The sequence below is a fragment of the Actinobaculum massiliense genome (genome assembly GCF_001457435.1).
Taxonomy (GTDB): domain Bacteria; phylum Actinomycetota; class Actinomycetes; order Actinomycetales; family Actinomycetaceae; genus Actinobaculum; species Actinobaculum massiliense.
Genome location: NZ_LN881716.1, coordinates 44,038 through 59,372, shown reverse-complemented (window position 1 = coordinate 59,372; position 15,335 = coordinate 44,038). Strand labels below are relative to the sequence as shown.

Genomic DNA, 15,335 nt, shown 5'->3' with positions numbered 1-15,335 from the left:
CTAGTCCTTCTTGCCGAAAACGATCTCGTCCCAGCTGGGCATGGCCGGCCGGTTCTTACGCCGTCCGCCGCGGCGCGGAGCTGAGGCCTTGGGATGGGGAGCTGCAGAATCAGCGGCGGCGGCAGTCTTACTTGTTTCCGCCGCCGGGCTCTGCGCCTGTTTCCTGGACGGTTGCTTCGAGGCCTCGGGCCTTTCGTCAGTAATGATTGGCTCCGGCTCGCTCACCTTGATGCCGGCCTCATCGCTCGCGGGCGCGCCAGCCTCATCCGGCGTTTCGTCCAAATCGAGGCTGGGAAGCTCCTCGGGTTCGAGCAGGGCGCGCTGGCCGGGAATCTGCTCCATGCGGGGTCGGAAGGGCAAAATCGTTGCCGGTTCGGGATCTTCTTCTTCCGGCCAGCTGGCGATCTGTTCGGGGGCCGGGTGGGCGCCGTCGAAACCTTCCGGATCGATATCATTATCGGCGTCAGGCATGGGGCGCGCTTTACCCCGCTGGGAATCGAGAGAGGCGAGCACCTCGGAGACGGTGGCGGAAACCCGCACATTCCCGCCCGTCTCGGCGCCGGGAGCGGAAGGATGTTCGCTGGGCGCCACGGCTTGGGCCGCGGCAGAATTCTCAACGCTGGCAACGTCCGCATCAATATGCGGGGTATTCGCTGGGCGCCACGGCCCGGCATCGGCGGTCAGCGAGGTCTCCGAAAGCCAGGAGGCTTCATCGTTGAGCGCCTTGATCTGCTGGTGGTCCAAATCAATTTTCCACATTGCCTCGCGTGCAATGCCGCCCGAAACGAAGCGGGCGTAAAGCATCCAGGGCTGGCCGTGGGTGCGGGTGGCATCCCAGGTGATTGCCTCCGGGTCCACATCCCGCGAAACCAGACGCGAAGTAACAAGCTCTTCAACGGTAAATCCGCCCGCATCCGCGCCCACCGGGAAACGGCGAGCCAGCCGCGCGGTGTAGGCGCGTTCCGCCTCAATCGGCCCGGCCAGAGCGGAAATCCGCGAGGGCGGGAGCGCCGAAAGATCGGAAACTTCGTCAATGGTGCGACCGGCCCGGATGAGTGCTTGAATCTCGCGCGGGGTCATCTGCTGGTTGGGTTCGGCCGCAATCACCTGCGGGGTGCGGTCTTTGCGCAAGGCCGCGCGCAAATCATCCGTGACGGGGAGGATATAGCGATTTCCCTCGGCGTCGTTAAGAGTGAGGTTTTCGCCGTCCGGCTGCAAGCCGAGGAGCTCAAGCTTCTTCATATCATCCCTTTACTCACGCGGTACCTGCTCCAACATTGCCATTTAACGCGCGTTCAATGGTGAAGGGTAGCCGGTGTGTTCACAATTGCGTTGTCTTGTAGGTTACCCGGTTGAGGGCCTTTTCCGCCCGCGCCGAAAAATCGCGCCTCGCCCACATGCGCCCAATGCCGGTCAAATTTCGTGAAGAAGTGACTAGATTTCGCCCAATAGCGACTGAATTGAGATGGATATTTGCATTTTTTGGCGTCGCTGTTACACTAAGCGCGCGATTAGGAAATTGTTGGAACAAAACGGGGCCGTGCACGTTGATGCATAGTACCGTTCGTAGAGTCTCGAGAGTCCCGGGTGGGCTACTGCCAATTTGATTTGGAGCGTGAATATGGCAACTGATTACGATGCGCCTCGTAACAAGGACGAGAGCCTTCGCGAGGAGTCCTTGCAACAACTGACCAACCGGTCGGAGCAGTCGAGCAATGTGGATGAAGACGAAGTAGAGGCCGCCGAGGGATTTGAGCTTCCGGGCGCGGATCTTTCCAACGTCGAGCTCTCGGTAAACGTGATTCCCGCTCAGGATGACGAATTCACCTGCTCGGTTTGCTTCCTGGTTCACCATCGCTCGCAGCTCGATCACGTGGAGGACGGCCTCCCCGTGTGCGTGGACTGCGCTGCTTAAATCCTGACCCCGCGCCTGGCGCGGGGTTTTGTTTACCCGGCATGCGTCGTTCCACCGGCACTCACCGTCCCACCGGCGTTTTTGGCGTGCGGCTGGCTTTTACCGTTCCACCGGTTTGTTACTGTCCACCGGTTTTTCGCCGTTCGTTTGGGTCGTCCGCCCGCCGTGTTGCCGGGCGGTTATTCCCTCGCGAGGAAGCATGGGGTCGACGCCGTCGCGCGGGCAGGCGTGCAACGGGCCGGGATTCCGGTAACCTAAGATCACAATAAGTCTGGGAGGAAGCAATGGCACTTTTTAGGCGCCGCAAGAACAACACCGATAGCGAGCCCGAGGTCGCCTCGGAAAATCTAGAGACGGATACCCCTCGCGTCGGTCCCTACGATGAAGCGGACGCGCCAGAAGATCTAGACAATATTGATGCGGGAAGCTTGCGCCTGCCAGTAGTCGACGGAATTAAGCTTCAGTTCTCGGTGGATAAAGCACGCCAAACAGTTCTCGCCGCCCTCTATCAAACCGAGGATTCCGGGGTGCAGATCCAGGCTTTCGCGGCCCCGAAGTCGAACGGTATTTGGGAATCGGTGCGAGCCGATGTGGCCCAATCAATTGTGGCGCAAGGTGGCCGCTTCACCGAAGCGGAAGGCGAATACGGCAAAGAGCTGCGGGCTATGATGCCCGGACCCGATGCCAATACCCGTATCCCGGTACGTTTTATTGGAATTGACGGGCCGCGCTGGTTGCTTCGCGTGGGTGTTACCGGCCGCGCGGCGCTTGATAACGACGTCGCCGCGGAGCTTTTCCACAGCATTCTGGACAAGCTGGTGGTGGTACGCGGAAGCCGGCCGCTACCCGTCCGCGACCTCATCCCCATTGAGCTTCCCGCGCCCGAGAGCGATGCGGAGGGTGAGGCTGAGGCAGGCGAGCCGAATTTGGATCACCTTCCGGCCCGCGGACCGGAGATCAGCGAGGTCCGCTAGGAATGTACCTTTCGGGGGAGGAGTGCGAGGTCACCGCGATGACGTATCCCGGTGACGGCCCCACGCCCTCGGTGCTCGTTCACGTCACTAGCGCCGAAGGATCCCAATTCACTTTGGCATTCTTGGGGCGGCGCGACATTCGTTGCATGCGGGTTGGAAGCCGGTTGGCGATTGAGGGCGCGGTGAGCGGCCGCGAAACCGTTTACAACCCGCATTTCACGGTTCTTTCGCAACCCTAGAGGCGCCTCGCTAAAATAAGGCGCCTCGCTAGAGCGAGTCGCCGGCCTGCGCCTCCGGGGCATCCGAGCCATCCGGGGCAGTGGCACCGGGAGCGTTTTCGCCCTCTGGCGCCGCGGCAGGCGGCGTGAAGTACTGCTGGAGCGCGGAGATATCGCCAGTTTCGGCGCTGGCCAAGAGAAGCACCTGATCGTCGGCGGCAAAAACCAGATCCGGTTCGGCCTGCATGGGTACGCCGTCGCGCACGATCGCATTGACGATAATGCCGGCCTGGAAAATAACGGATCCCACCGTCTGCCCTTCCACCGGGGCGCCCGGGGAGACGGTCACCTGCCATACCGAGGCTCCGCTACGGTGGAATCGCAGAATTTGCGTTAGGGCGCCATCGGCCACCGCATCCTCCACCAGGGAGGCCATAATGCGCGGCGTTGATACCGTGACGTCCACGCCCCAGGTGTCATTGAAAAGCCATTCATTGCGGGGGTTGTTGACGCGCGCGATCACGCGATCCACCCCGAATTCGGTTTTCGCGAGCAGGGAAACGACGAGGTTGACCTTGTCATCACCGGTTGCCGCCACCACGATATCCGCATCGGCGGCGCCGGCTTCGCGCAGAGCGGGAGGCTCCCCGGCGTCGGCCAAATGCCAGGCGGCCTCCGGCACCGCCGAAACGCGCATAGCCGATGGCTTCTTATCAATAATCGAGACGTCGTTTCCGCTGGCGGAGAGTTCTTTTGCCACCGAAAGCCCAACCGCTCCGGCGCCCACAATCAAAATTTTCACTGCTCGTCACCGCCCGTCCGCTCTAGCGCGCGATTCATGAGAATATGTTGTACCCCGCCGGCCTTGCGGGAGGGGCTGATGAGCTTAATAATGTCGCCGTCTTGCACGATCGTGTCTTCGGTGACGACGACGCCGCGCGCCCCGCGTTGCAAATAGGCCACCCGAGCCTGGGTAGCGGATTCAATGAATCCCACCGTATGGCCGTGCCAGCTCGGGTCCAAATCGGCTTCAATGAGCGAAATCCCGGAAATGGCGTCGGTATACAGGTGATGCGGCCCAAGGGGGATGAGACGCCGCAGAACCTGATCCACCGTCCAGCGCACGGTGGGAACGGTATCGAAGCCCAGGCGCTCAAAAACTTCACCGCGCGTTGGGTCATACACGCGCACAACGGTGTTTGTTACCCCGAATGATTCCCGGGCCACGCGCGCCGCAATAATATTCGAGTTATCACCCGACGAAACAGCGGCAAAGCCGGCCGCATCCTCAATGGAGGCGCTGATTAATACGTCTCGATCGAAGCCAACTCCGGTAATCTCTTGGCCCGGAAAGTCCTCGGGAAGTTTACGGAAGGCCTCCGGATCCTGATCAATAATCGCCACCGAATGGCCCAGTGAGGCCAGCTCGCGCGCGAGCGTCGCTCCGACGCGACCGCAACCCATAATCACGAAATGCACAACAACAGACTACCCTGAGCATGTGATGGCACAGCAAACTCGTTTCGGCGCCGGTAGCGCCTCGGGAGTCATCGCGCTCGCCGCGATGGCCGCACTTATCTTGCCCCGAAGTGTACAAAGATCGGCAAGCTACTCCGATCCGATGATTCTCGGAATCGCCGGGTTGGCGGGCATCGCCGTGCTCATCCTGGTTGATATTGCAATCAGCAGCATTGGCGCGACCACCCCCAACTTGAACTCCCATACCATCGCCTCCCGCTACGTGGCGGGCGCGGCCGGCGTGGTTGCCGCGGCGGCGCGGTTTGTGGGGTATGTCCTTTTGCTCGTGCTGGCGGCGGGCCTGATCTCGATGGCGGTCAACGCCCTCACCCCTAACGAATTCGACGGGCGGATCGTTATTATTCCGTCCGTCGTTGTGCTCGCCCTGCCCATTATGTTGCGGTGGAGAGTCAACTGGCGCGGCACGATTATCGCCAGCCTTCTGGCCATGGCTACCCTCACCGCGATCCTCATTAACGCCCTCATTAAAGAGGCGAGCCGCATGGTGAGTTTGTCAACGCTGATTACCAACCGGGTGGAGCCGACTGGTTTTGTGAGCGTTAACCATCCACTTTTGCAAACTTTCGTGGTGATGTGCTTCCCGGCCGCTCTCACCTGGTTCCTCGCCGAGCGCGTTTCGCCCACCGCCCGCACCCGGCGCGTGCCGAGCAAATTCATGCGAATCACCATTTCCTTGGCACTGGTTTACACTGCCCTCACCTTCTACGTTGGGGCCCAGCTGGGAGTTGCTACCTGGCCCATTGGCATGCCTTCGCTGGTGATTGCGGCGGCTTTTTGGGGGAATACCGGCCGCATTATCTCCGCGGTGGCCTTCCTGATCCTGGGGATTGCCTGCACCCTCGCGGTCTACGACCGCCTGCCACGCCTTTTGCGCACCCTCGCGATTGACGGCATGTTGCCCCATCGCCTTGCCTCGACGGAGGCGGGGGTGCCGCGCCGCCTCGTCGTCGGGCTGGCGGCGCTGCTGGGCGCACTTCTCGGTAATTTCTTGACGACGACGTACGCCGGCGTTGTCGCCTTCGTCTTCACGTCTTTTATTGGCTTTGTGCTCACCTCCTTCGGCATTTTTATTCGCGGGCGCCGGCTCCTTCGCGATTCGGAGCGACGCGACGAGCGGCGCCGAGCCCGTAAAAACGTCTGGCTCCACGCATTTCTTTCCCTGGGGGCCTTGGCCCTGCTTATCCTCATTGGCGTTCTGCAACCGCTGTGGGCGGCGCTCTCTTTGCTCTCGCTACTGGTTCCCACCGTCATGATTCTGGGCGTGCGGCGCGGACGCGGGAAAATGACGGAGAAGTTAGCGCCGCAAGATTTGCGGGAAGGCCGCGCATTGCCGGTTCGCATTCACGCCGTCGTTATTGTGACCACGCTGGATTTGCCCACCTTGCGCGCCGTTACCTACGCGCGGGGTTTGCGAGCTGCCACTTTGACGGCCCTTACGGTGGACTTTGAGCCAAAGGCCACCGATCGCCTGCGAGAGGACTGGCAAGAATCCAATTTGCCGGTGAGCCTTACCGTGCTCGGCACCCCCGAAGGCGCTACCCGCGAGCCGATTACCGAGTACGTGCGGAGCCTGCTCAAGCGATATGATCGCGACGTCGTCATGGTGATTGTTCCGCGCGTTCTTTCGGAAAGTGCCTGGCAGCGGGTTTTCCTCACCCGCAGTGCTCCGCGTATCTTTTCCGACCTAGCAGGAGATTCTCGCGTAATGTTCGCCCAGGTGCCCTACTTAATTGAGGATGCGCGAGACGAGCATCTTGACGAACATGAAAGGCGAGTTGCTGGCGGGCAGGATCATTCCGCCGGCGAAAATGTCACGCCGACGGCGAAGGTCGCGGCCCCGAGTAATAGAGACGAAGGAAAAGCATGATCGAGGTTGAACTCACCGATATTGGCCACGGTGGCGTGGCGGTGGGCCGCGCGCCCGATGGACGGGCCGCCATGGTCCGCTTTGGGCTACCCGGCGAAACGGTGAAGGTCAACGTCACCGAAGATAAAAAGCGCTACCTCAAGGGCGATGCCTACGAAGTGGTGGGCGAGCCTTCCGTGCATCGAATTGCTCACCCCTGGCCGGAAGCCGGCCCGGGAGGGGTGGGCGGTGCCGATTTGGGGCACGTGGAATTCTCCTGGCAAACGGAGTGGAAAACGCGCGTACTCCAATCCCAGATTCGCCGCATTGGCGGGGAAGAGCTAGCGGAGCATCTGCGCTCGCAGGGAATTGAGCCGCGGGTGCGGGGTTTTGAGCAAGATGCGCAGACCAACGGTTGGCACACCCGCACGCGCGTGGACCTGACCGCGGACGGATGCGGCCGGTTGGGAATGTATCGCGAGGGAACCCATGATGTGATCGCACTGGAGCGGCTACCCATAGCCGATCCGCGCATTGAGGAGCTCGGGATACTCGGGCGCGGCGCGGCTGGGCGGGGCTGGGATTTCGGACCCGGTACCAGGGTGAAGGCGGTGGCTCCCTCCGCTTCGGAGCCCGTCGTCGTGGTGGGCCGCCAGGTTCTCGACGCCCACGGCGAGCCCGCCGAAACGCCTTTCGTGCATGAGCGGGTGAGCTTGGCGGGACGCGAATACGATTATCGCGTGCGGGCCGACGGATTCTGGCAGATTCATCGGGAAGCGGCTACGGCAATTTCCGCCCTCGTCCTCGAGGCGGCAGATGTGCATAGTGGCGATCACGTGCTCGAGCTTTATTCGGGGGCGGGTCTGTTTACCTTGTCGCTTTCCACCGCGGTAGGGGATAACGGCACCGTGCGGGCGATTGAAGGGAATCGCTTAGCGGTGGAAACTGCCCGCGCGAATTTGCGCGACTATCCGCGCGCGCGGGCTCGTACTGGAAAAATTACCCCGCGCATGATTGAACGCGAGGGGTATGGAACGGATGTTCTGATCGCCGATCCGCCGCGTACCGGTCTGAAAATTGAGGGTGCCCGCGCGGCGGCGCAATCTGATGCCCGCCGCATTGTGCTGGTCTCCTGTGATGTGGCAGCAATGGCGCGCGATGTGGCGGCGATGGTCGCGGCCGGGCGGCGCGTGCTGGCGCTGGATTCGCTCGATATGTTCCCCAACACCAGCCATTTTGAGGTGGTCACGACCCTGGCTTAGGCCGCGCGGTCAAGCGGAAATGCTGGGCCGCGCCCCGGCAAACGAAGCTAGCCGAGGCTACGCGCCTGGCGCATAGCAGCCTCGATAGCCGGAGCAACCTGCTCAATTTGCCAAGGCCGCGCGCCCAAATCAGCCAACTCGTCTTCTAGCCCGCGCTTTTTCCAGCCGTACCAGGCGAGGGCCTTTTGCAGGGCGGGCTTGAGGAGAACATCTTGCCGGATTCCCAGCTCCGCGGCGCGCTCAAGGACAGCGGGGCGAATAATCTCCCAGCGCTCGGCGGCCACCTCATTGTGCTTGTTCCAATTTTGCGTCGAGGACGGATACGAGGAACTGCGCGGGAGCCTGGCGGCGGGTAGCTCCGCCTCATCCAGGTTCCACGCCCGCGCCACGCCCTTCCATAGCGGGCGGGCGTAGCGTTTGCGCCCGGCACGTTTGAGAGTCGGGGTATTTTCGACGTCGGCGAGCGAGCGCGGACGGCGCGCGGCCAAGGCTCCCAGCGCCTTATCGGGGATGACCTTACCGGTGGCAATGTCCATGGTGCGGGCCACCTCATCGCGAGCAAACCACAGCTCGCGCAAAATGGCGAGCGTGCGCCGATCCCGAATCCCGGCCGCCTTCGCGGGCTTGCGCCACGGGTCCGGCTTTGGCTTCTTAGGTGGAGCGGTGCGGATGTGCTCGCATTCCTGTTCGCACCAGGCGGTGCGTCCGGCGTCGTCGAGCAATTCGAGGAGACGGTCGCGCAAGGGAATCAGTAGCTCAACGTCGAGGGCGGCGTAGGAGCGTAGCTCGGGCGCGAGGGGGCGGGCGGACCAGTCGGAGTTGGCGTGCTCTTTGGCAAGGTGAACTCCCAGCAACTCCTCCAGCTCCCACTGTAGGGAGAGATGCTCGAAACCGAGGATCATGCCGGCGATTTCGGTGTCGAAGAGGTTCGTGCACCGCAAGCCGAGTTCGTAAAGCGAGGGGAGGTCTTGATCCGCCGCGTGCAAAATCCATTGATCGGTGGCTAGCAATTCGGTGAGGCCACCCAAGCGGTCCTCAATATTTACCGGATCAACCAAAAACGTTCCCGCTCCTTCGCGGCGGATCTGGATGAGGTAGGCGCGGGCGGAATAGCGGATACCCATGGCTCGCTCGGTGTCGATGGCAAAAGCTCCCGTACCGGCCGCCAGCCGGGCCACCGCCGCGTCAATATCCTGATTAGTGAGCTCGGGAATCCCGCCGCTGGGCCGGTTGAGGGGACGCGGAGAAGTGGTGGAAGCAGACGTTGAGGTGTTCAAACCAAAGAATCCTAGGTTGTTATTCGAATATTTTGCACAGGGCTACCGGGCCCGCAGTGACGTCACACCTTCCGGAGCCAAGCCCGCGGAAACGGCTATAAAATCCGCCCACGCGCGCAGGTGGCCCGCAAGATCGGTGGAGTTAGGGCTCCACGATGCGCGTAGCTCGAGCTCGGTGGTCTCGCCGCGTAACTCTAACCCGCCAAAGGTCTCGTTGTATACGCGCGTAACCGTTCCCACCAAGTTGTGATGGGCGGCCCCGTGGGCAGCAAGTGCATCCGAAAGCCAGTCCCAGGCAACTTCGCCGAGCAGGGGATCGGAGCTCATTTCCGTATCCATCGGGGCGGTGAGTTGGCAAACAATTCGCATGGTACCGTCCCACGCCTCCTGGCCGTCCGGGTCGTACATAAAGACGAAGCGGGCACCGCCGCGGTAAAAGTCCGGATCTAGCACAGGGGACTCGTTAATTTCGGCCTGCAGGGCAACTGCCCAGGGTGCAAGCCGTTTTGGAGGCGCGATTTGAGTGACGTGCAACTCTTTGCGGAACGTGTGTCCGCGAAGGCTCGCCAGCGCCTCAATAAAATCACCGGGTGCTTCGATCTGCGACACGTTTTCACGATAGCGGCCGGTGCTCGCATTATGGCGACGGCGCGCCGGTAGAATAACCGCATGGTTGCTAGCGCATTTATCGACGTCGACGATCGGACCTTCCTGCTCTCCGCCAGCGAGGCGGGGGTGGATCTCCCACTGGAGCAGACCCCGGCCTGGGATGCTTTCGATTCCGCTAGCCCCGGCCGTAGCCCCTGGAAGCGCCTGGTGTGGACGCGCGATAATGAGGCGCGTGCTTTTTTGGCCTTCACCTGCATGAAGGGGCGCGGTTTCACCTATTTGTGGGCAAAGCACGGCCCAATTTGGGCGGGCGAAAACCCGAGCGCGGCCGAGGAAGAGGCGCTACGTAACCAACTCCTAAAGATCGTGCGCCAAGAGGCTCCCTCGGTAGCATTCGTCCGGCTTCATATGTTCCACCGCTCTGAACAACTGCAACCGCTTTTGCAGTCGGTGACCTTTGACCGCACGATTATTTTGGATCTCACCCAAACTGAAGACGAATTAATGGCCTCGTTCAAGAAGCGCGGCCGGCGGGATGTACGTAAGGCCTTGCGCAATCCCAATCTGGTGCTGGCCGATGAAACCGACCGCGCCGCGCAGAATTTCGGCGAGCTCTACGAGCTTCTGGTGGAAACCGGCGAGCGTGATTCCTTCGGTATCAATGATCGCGCCACCTACGAGCGAATGCTTAGCGCGCTCGGGCCCGAGCACGCACGGCTGTTCACCGGAAGGGTCGACGGCGAAGCGGTGTGCTGGGGAATCGTCACTCGAGCCGGTGCCCTCGCCACGTATTACTACGCGGCATCGTCCGCGCGGGGGCGGGCCCTCGGGGCGCCCGATGCCCTGGTGTGGTTTATGGCCACCGAAATGAAGAAAGCCGGGGTGGAGAGTTTTGACCTAATGGGAATTGACTCCGACCTTGCCCCGCAGCTGAGCGGAGTGACCCGGTTCAAGACCAAATTCTCCGAGGAGATTGCGCAGGTTCCGGCGGCCTGGGATGTTCCGGCCCACCCGGTTCTCTACCGCACCCTGACGGCGGCGCTTCACGCCAAGCGCAGCGCTACCCGCGGTTTGCGGGGCGCGCTTAGCTTCGTGCGCGAGATTCCGAACAAGGTGCGCAAAGCCCGCGCGGCCGGCGAGCCTGCAGCGGCTAGCCAGGCAGAGGTGGCTCGCCCGGTCGGCGAAAATAGCTCGCCCGAGCCCTCCGGCTCAGAAAAGACAAGCTAAGCCGAGGCGGGTAGGAACACCGCAAAGCCCGGGCCGGGGAAATGCACCTCGATACCGAGCGGGGGTTCCTCGGCACCGCGGGCCGGAATCTGATTGATTTCCAGCTCCGAATTCCACGCCAAGGCGAGAGCGAGATCAGCGCGCGGTAGCGTGACGGTGGCGGGCGCTTCGTTGTCGAGATTAAAAGCGACGAAACTACCGCCGCGCCGATAGTAGCCGGCGGGCCCGAGGCGCATCACCTCGGAATCAACGCGATCTGAACTGGCAAAATCCTGCGACTCTCGGCGCAGGCGTAACAGCTCGCGAGTGATCTGCAGGTAGTAGGCGTGCTCTTCTGATTCGCTTTCCGACCAATCGAGATGCGAGGCAGCGAAAGTTGTCTCCGCTTGCGGAGAGGGCACGGACACATCCGTACCGTAAATAGACATCCAGTCCCAGTCCTCAAATTCGTGGGCACGCCCCTCATCCACCAGGGCTCCAAGTTCCTCATCGTGGTCGGTAAAGAACTGGAAAGGGGAGCTACTGGCCCACTCTTGACCCTGGAAAATCATGTAGGAGAACGGGGAGAGAGTAGCCAGCGCATCAGCGGCCGCAAGGGCCCCCAGGGAGTGCATGGCCCCGCGCCGATCCCCAATCGCGCGATTCCCCACCTGATCATGGTTTTCCGTATAGACCAGGAAGCGGCCGGAATCGATGGCATCACTGACCGGCTTCCCCCAGTTCTTCTTGCGGAAAGAGGAGTAGTTCCCGTCATGCGCAAAGACGTGCCGCATGGCCTTTTCCAGTGCGCCGGGCAAGCTGAAGTCGTGGTAGTAGGCAAAGGTTTCATCGGTGGTAGCAACGTGCAGGGCATGGTGTACATCGTCGGTCCACTGCATATCCATGCCGTAGCCGCCCTCGCTGGTGGGGCTTACCATCGCCGGATCATTCAAATCAGATTCGGCCACGAGGCCAATCCGCCGGCCTGATTGCTCCGCGAACTGCGCGACGGCGTCGGAAATCTCCGCCAAAATATGGCGCTCGGAATCGTCGATAATCGCGTGCACCGCATCGAGGCGCAGAACGTCGACCCGGTAATCACGCACCCACTGCAGCGCATTGTCGACGAAGAATTGGCGCACTGCCTGGCATTCCTCACCGTCAAAGTTGATTGCCGCGCCCCACGGGGTGTGGTGGGCTTCGGTGAAGTAGGGACCGAATTGCGCCAAGTAGTTTCCGTCCGCACCGAAATGGTTATAGACCACATCCAAGCATACGCCCAGCCCCGCTTGATGCGCGGCTTCCACAAACCGAGCGAAAGCGGCCGGGCCACCGTAATTGGCAGTGACGGCGTAGAGATCCACGCCGTCATACCCCCAGTTGCGTTTGCCGGGGACGGGTTGAATTGGCATTACTTCCACCACGTCGACGCCGAGGCTGCGCAGGTAGGGAAGCTTTTCCGCGGCTGAATCAAAAGTGCCGGCCGGGGTGAAGGTGCCGATATGCAGCTCGTAGAACACTTTGCCAAGCGGATCAATGCCGGGAAAATCGGAGAACTTGAAGCTCTCCACATCTACGATCTGGGAGGGCCCGTGGGCGCCTTCTGGCTGGTAGCGCGAACGCGGATCGGGGAGGTTCATACCGCCATCAAGCGAGTAAGAGTAGCGCGTGCCGGGCTCGAGGTCATGCGGAAATACCCACCAACCCGAGCCGCGCCCCAGCGTGCGGGCCAGGGCCGGTGGCGCACTATCGATATCCTCCTGAGTGAGCGGGTGCAGGGCCGCCCGCGCCCAGTCTTCCACCCCGGAGCTATAGCTAATCTCCACTCCTCGCTCAGCTTGCGGAGCCCATACGAAAAGTGCCATTGTCCCTATTCCTTCTTGCCCGCTGAGGCGCCTTCGGCTTCCGCGTCCGTTTCGTCGTCAGTAGTCGCATCAATTCGCTTGAGGACGGCCACCGGTAGAGATTTCAGGAGATCGGCGATTTCTACCGGTCCGCCCTTACGTTCGGTGCCGGTGAAGATGCTGCGCCAGGTACCGCGGGGGAGGACCACGGTCGATTCTCGCCAACCCCCAGCCTGCTCAAGCCGGTGGCGCAGGCGATCGGTGACCACGACGACGTCGGGCGTTCCGTCGAGGGTGCGGGTAAAAGCAATGGCGTGCCCGGTGGTGCTCGGTAACGGCGCATAGCCCGAGCGGGCCGACACGAAAGTATCGGGGCGCTCGCGGCGTAGCTGCAAAATCTTTGAGGTTACCCAAAGTTTTTGCTCGTCGAGGCTGGCGTCTCCCGGCAGGCTTCCGCCGTCTTCCAACTTGGTAAGCATTTGGGCCAACCGCTGAAAATCAACGGTTCCGCGGTTATCGGGATCTACCAGTATATTGCGGGTAATTTCTTCGCCCTGGTAGGAATCAGCGACTCCAACCAGGGTGAGCGCCAAGGTTTTTTGCGCCAAAATCCGCGAGGTCAGGGCGGGAAGGGTACGCTCGCGCCACTGCGCGAGGTCCCGCAGGGTCTCCGGGTTGGAGAGGATATCGCGGGCGTAGGCGTACAGCCCGGTTTCCGCATCGCCGTCGGGCGCTGTCCAGGTGGTCCACGTCTTCTGCTCGCGGGCGGCCTTCTCTAGATACTGCAAGAGACGGTCGATTTCGATTGGCCCGCGGGCGGTATTGGTGCCAATAATTGTTTGCCACATGAGGTTTTCGATTTGGCCGTTGAGCCCGGCGGGGCGCGAGTTTGCGTGGCGGGCGCGCAGGCGTGTGAGAAGCGAAATCCAATCTTCGTCAAATTCCGTCAGGGTGGCGATTTGCGCGCGCACATCTTCGCCGCGTTTGGTGTCATGGGTGGTCAGAGCGCTCATCATGGCCGGCCAGGCGGCTCCCATTCGCTGGGCCCAGGCGTGCAGATTATCTGCGTCAATATTTGCCTGCATCGGGTCCGAGCCGACCTCGGTGGCGGAGGTGAGCGCGGTATAACGGTAAAAAGCGGTATCCTCAATGCCTTTTGCCATTACCGGTCCGCACAGCTGCTGGAAGCGCACAATTGCTTCGTTTCGGGCGTCGTCGTGAACCTTGGAGGCGGAGCCGATTTCATGGCCCAGCACAATGTCGACGATGACTTCTAACGTTTCGCGCCGATCATCATTGAGCTCAGCGCAGGCGCGCTGGGCCGCCTCGCCAATCACCGTCTCGGAAAGCTGCGGTGCTTTTTCGCCCGGCACCACATAGGCCCGGTAGCGGTCGAGGTTGACGACCAAAGCCGCTAGCGCCTCGCGAATTGAGCGGCGCGAATGATCGCGCAGGCGAAGATCTTCCTTGCATACCTCCGAAATAATGCCGGTAAGGCGCTCAAGTTCGGCGTGCAGAGAGGTCTGCACAATCTGTTTCTTCGCTTCCAGCTCGATTTTGTGGTACGGCTCGATGGTTCCCGACATTTCCACATATTGCGCGGTGAGCGTGCGCGTACCTACCGGGTCGGTGAGAACGGCCCCGATTCGCCACGAGACTTCGTAGCCGGTGCTTCCTGAAACCTTCCAGTCCGAGGGGATTTCCTCATCGCCCTCGAGGATTTTCTCGCCCGCGATCCACGCGCCGCCGGTTGCCTCATACAGGCGCTCCATGTACTGGCGCGGATTAGATAGGCCGTCGGGGTGATCAATGCGGAAAGCGTCAATATAGCCGCGATGGTAGAGGTCAATGAGGAGGGCGTGCGCGACGCTAAAGACTTCCGGATCCTCCACCCGCACTGCCGCTAGCGTATCCACGTCGAAGAACCTGCGGTAGTTGAGTTCCTCTTCCGCCACCTTCCAGTAGGCGAGGCGGTAGTACTGCCGTTCGAGCATATCGATAAGGGGTAGCGACTCGGTGTTCTCGCGTACCGGGAAAACGTGGTCAAAGTACCGCAAAACGTACTTTTCACCCTCGGATTCCAAACCGGGGACCACCATTTTGTCGAGCGAAATTTGCCCTTTTGCGAGCACCGTTCCCACTCGCTCGCCCAGCACTGGTAGGAGAATTCCATTTTCCGATTCGGTGATATCGACATCGAACCAGTTGGCGAATTTCGAGTCCGGACCATCGCGAAGCGCCGACCACAGCGCCCGGTTGAGGTAGAGCGGGGTTGGCACCGCCATATGGTTGGGGACCACGTCCACAACGACGCCGAATCCGGCGGCGTGGGCGGCGTCGGCAAACTTTTCGAAGCCTTCCTGCCCGCCCATTTCTTCTGAGATCTTTCGATGGTCGACGACGTCGTAGCCGTGCGTCGATCCAGGCGCGGCCTGCAAAATGGGTGAGCAGTACACGTCGGTAATGCCTAGACGCTTCAAGTAGGGGAGAATCGCCGTCGCGTCAGAGAAGGTGAACTGCGGCCCAAGTTGGAGTCGGTAGGTAGAAATTGGGAGGTGTTTGCCCGGCGCGGGCATATGCGCGCGCCGGGCGGCGCTTGGATCGATCTCAGAGTTACTCATATCACTAGAGTAACTGAGTATCCG

General features: G+C 61.4%; 13 protein-coding genes. 6 read left to right on the top strand and 7 right to left on the bottom strand.

Annotation, left to right across the window (positions count from 1 at the left end):
- Complete coding sequence (gene sepH / locus BN2664_RS00530) at positions 1–1,242, bottom strand: septation protein SepH (RefSeq protein WP_007000264.1); 1,242 nt, start codon at positions 1,240–1,242, stop codon at positions 1–3.
- Between the two features lie 379 nt (positions 1,243–1,621).
- Between sepH and BN2664_RS00525 the strand changes: the two genes are divergently transcribed.
- The 3 genes from BN2664_RS00525 to BN2664_RS00515 all read left to right on the top strand — a co-directional run bounded on the left by BN2664_RS00525 (position 1,622) and on the right by BN2664_RS00515 (position 3,128).
- Complete coding sequence (locus BN2664_RS00525) at positions 1,622–1,915, top strand: DUF4193 domain-containing protein (RefSeq protein ID WP_007000263.1); 294 nt, start codon at positions 1,622–1,624, stop codon at positions 1,913–1,915.
- 284 nt (positions 1,916–2,199) lie between these two features.
- On the top strand, positions 2,200–2,889 hold the full coding sequence (locus BN2664_RS00520) for a DUF3710 domain-containing protein (RefSeq protein ID WP_007000262.1): 690 nt from the start codon (positions 2,200–2,202) through the stop codon (positions 2,887–2,889).
- 2 nt (positions 2,890–2,891) lie between these two features.
- Positions 2,892–3,128, top strand: coding sequence for a hypothetical protein (locus tag BN2664_RS00515; RefSeq protein ID WP_007000261.1), 237 nt, complete (start codon positions 2,892–2,894; stop codon positions 3,126–3,128).
- A gap of 28 nt (positions 3,129–3,156) precedes the next feature.
- Here the strand turns inward: BN2664_RS00515 and BN2664_RS00510 are convergent, their stop codons facing one another.
- Positions 3,157–3,909, bottom strand: coding sequence for a potassium channel family protein (locus tag BN2664_RS00510; RefSeq protein ID WP_007000260.1), 753 nt, complete (start codon positions 3,907–3,909; stop codon positions 3,157–3,159).
- A complete protein-coding gene (locus tag BN2664_RS00505; RefSeq protein ID WP_197408630.1) occupies positions 3,906–4,586 on the bottom strand; it encodes a potassium channel family protein in 681 nt (226 codons plus the stop codon). The genes BN2664_RS00510 and BN2664_RS00505 overlap by 4 nt, the downstream gene beginning before the upstream one ends.
- A 25-nt stretch (positions 4,587–4,611) precedes the next feature.
- On the opposite strand from BN2664_RS00505, the gene BN2664_RS00500 reads away from it, so the two are divergent.
- Positions 4,612–6,513: an APC family permease gene (locus BN2664_RS00500; RefSeq protein ID WP_007000258.1), complete on the top strand. Its 1,902-nt coding sequence runs from the start codon at positions 4,612–4,614 to the stop codon at positions 6,511–6,513.
- Positions 6,510–7,754 carry a class I SAM-dependent RNA methyltransferase gene (locus BN2664_RS00495; RefSeq protein ID WP_007000257.1) on the top strand — a complete coding sequence of 415 codons (1,245 nt, stop codon included), beginning with the start codon at positions 6,510–6,512 and terminating at the stop codon, positions 7,752–7,754. Before BN2664_RS00500 ends, BN2664_RS00495 begins: the two co-directional genes overlap by 4 nt.
- Before the next feature lie 47 nt (positions 7,755–7,801).
- Here BN2664_RS00495 and BN2664_RS00490 read toward each other — a convergent pair whose 3' ends face one another.
- Together BN2664_RS00490 and BN2664_RS00485 are read right to left on the bottom strand one after the other, a co-directional pair.
- Positions 7,802–9,031 carry an HRDC domain-containing protein gene (locus BN2664_RS00490; RefSeq protein WP_007000256.1) on the bottom strand — a complete coding sequence of 410 codons (1,230 nt, stop codon included), beginning with the start codon at positions 9,029–9,031 and terminating at the stop codon, positions 7,802–7,804.
- Positions 9,032–9,073: 42 nt separating this feature from the next.
- Positions 9,074–9,640 (bottom strand): DUF3000 domain-containing protein, encoded by a 567-nt coding sequence (locus BN2664_RS00485; protein WP_007000255.1) that lies wholly within the window; start codon positions 9,638–9,640, stop codon positions 9,074–9,076.
- A 60-nt stretch (positions 9,641–9,700) separates the two neighbouring features.
- On the opposite strand from BN2664_RS00485, the gene BN2664_RS00480 reads away from it, so the two are divergent.
- Complete coding sequence (locus BN2664_RS00480) at positions 9,701–10,867, top strand: lipid II:glycine glycyltransferase FemX (protein ID WP_007000254.1); 1,167 nt, start codon at positions 9,701–9,703, stop codon at positions 10,865–10,867.
- Here BN2664_RS00480 and treZ read toward each other — a convergent pair.
- Positions 10,864–12,711 (bottom strand): malto-oligosyltrehalose trehalohydrolase, encoded by a 1,848-nt coding sequence (gene treZ, locus BN2664_RS00475; protein ID WP_058120584.1) that lies wholly within the window; start codon positions 12,709–12,711, stop codon positions 10,864–10,866. The genes BN2664_RS00480 and treZ overlap by 4 nt on opposite strands.
- A 5-nt stretch (positions 12,712–12,716) precedes the next feature.
- Positions 12,717–15,311 carry a malto-oligosyltrehalose synthase gene (treY, locus tag BN2664_RS00470; RefSeq protein WP_007000252.1) on the bottom strand — a complete coding sequence of 865 codons (2,595 nt, stop codon included), beginning with the start codon at positions 15,309–15,311 and terminating at the stop codon, positions 12,717–12,719.
- Positions 15,312–15,335 lie beyond the last annotated feature (24 nt).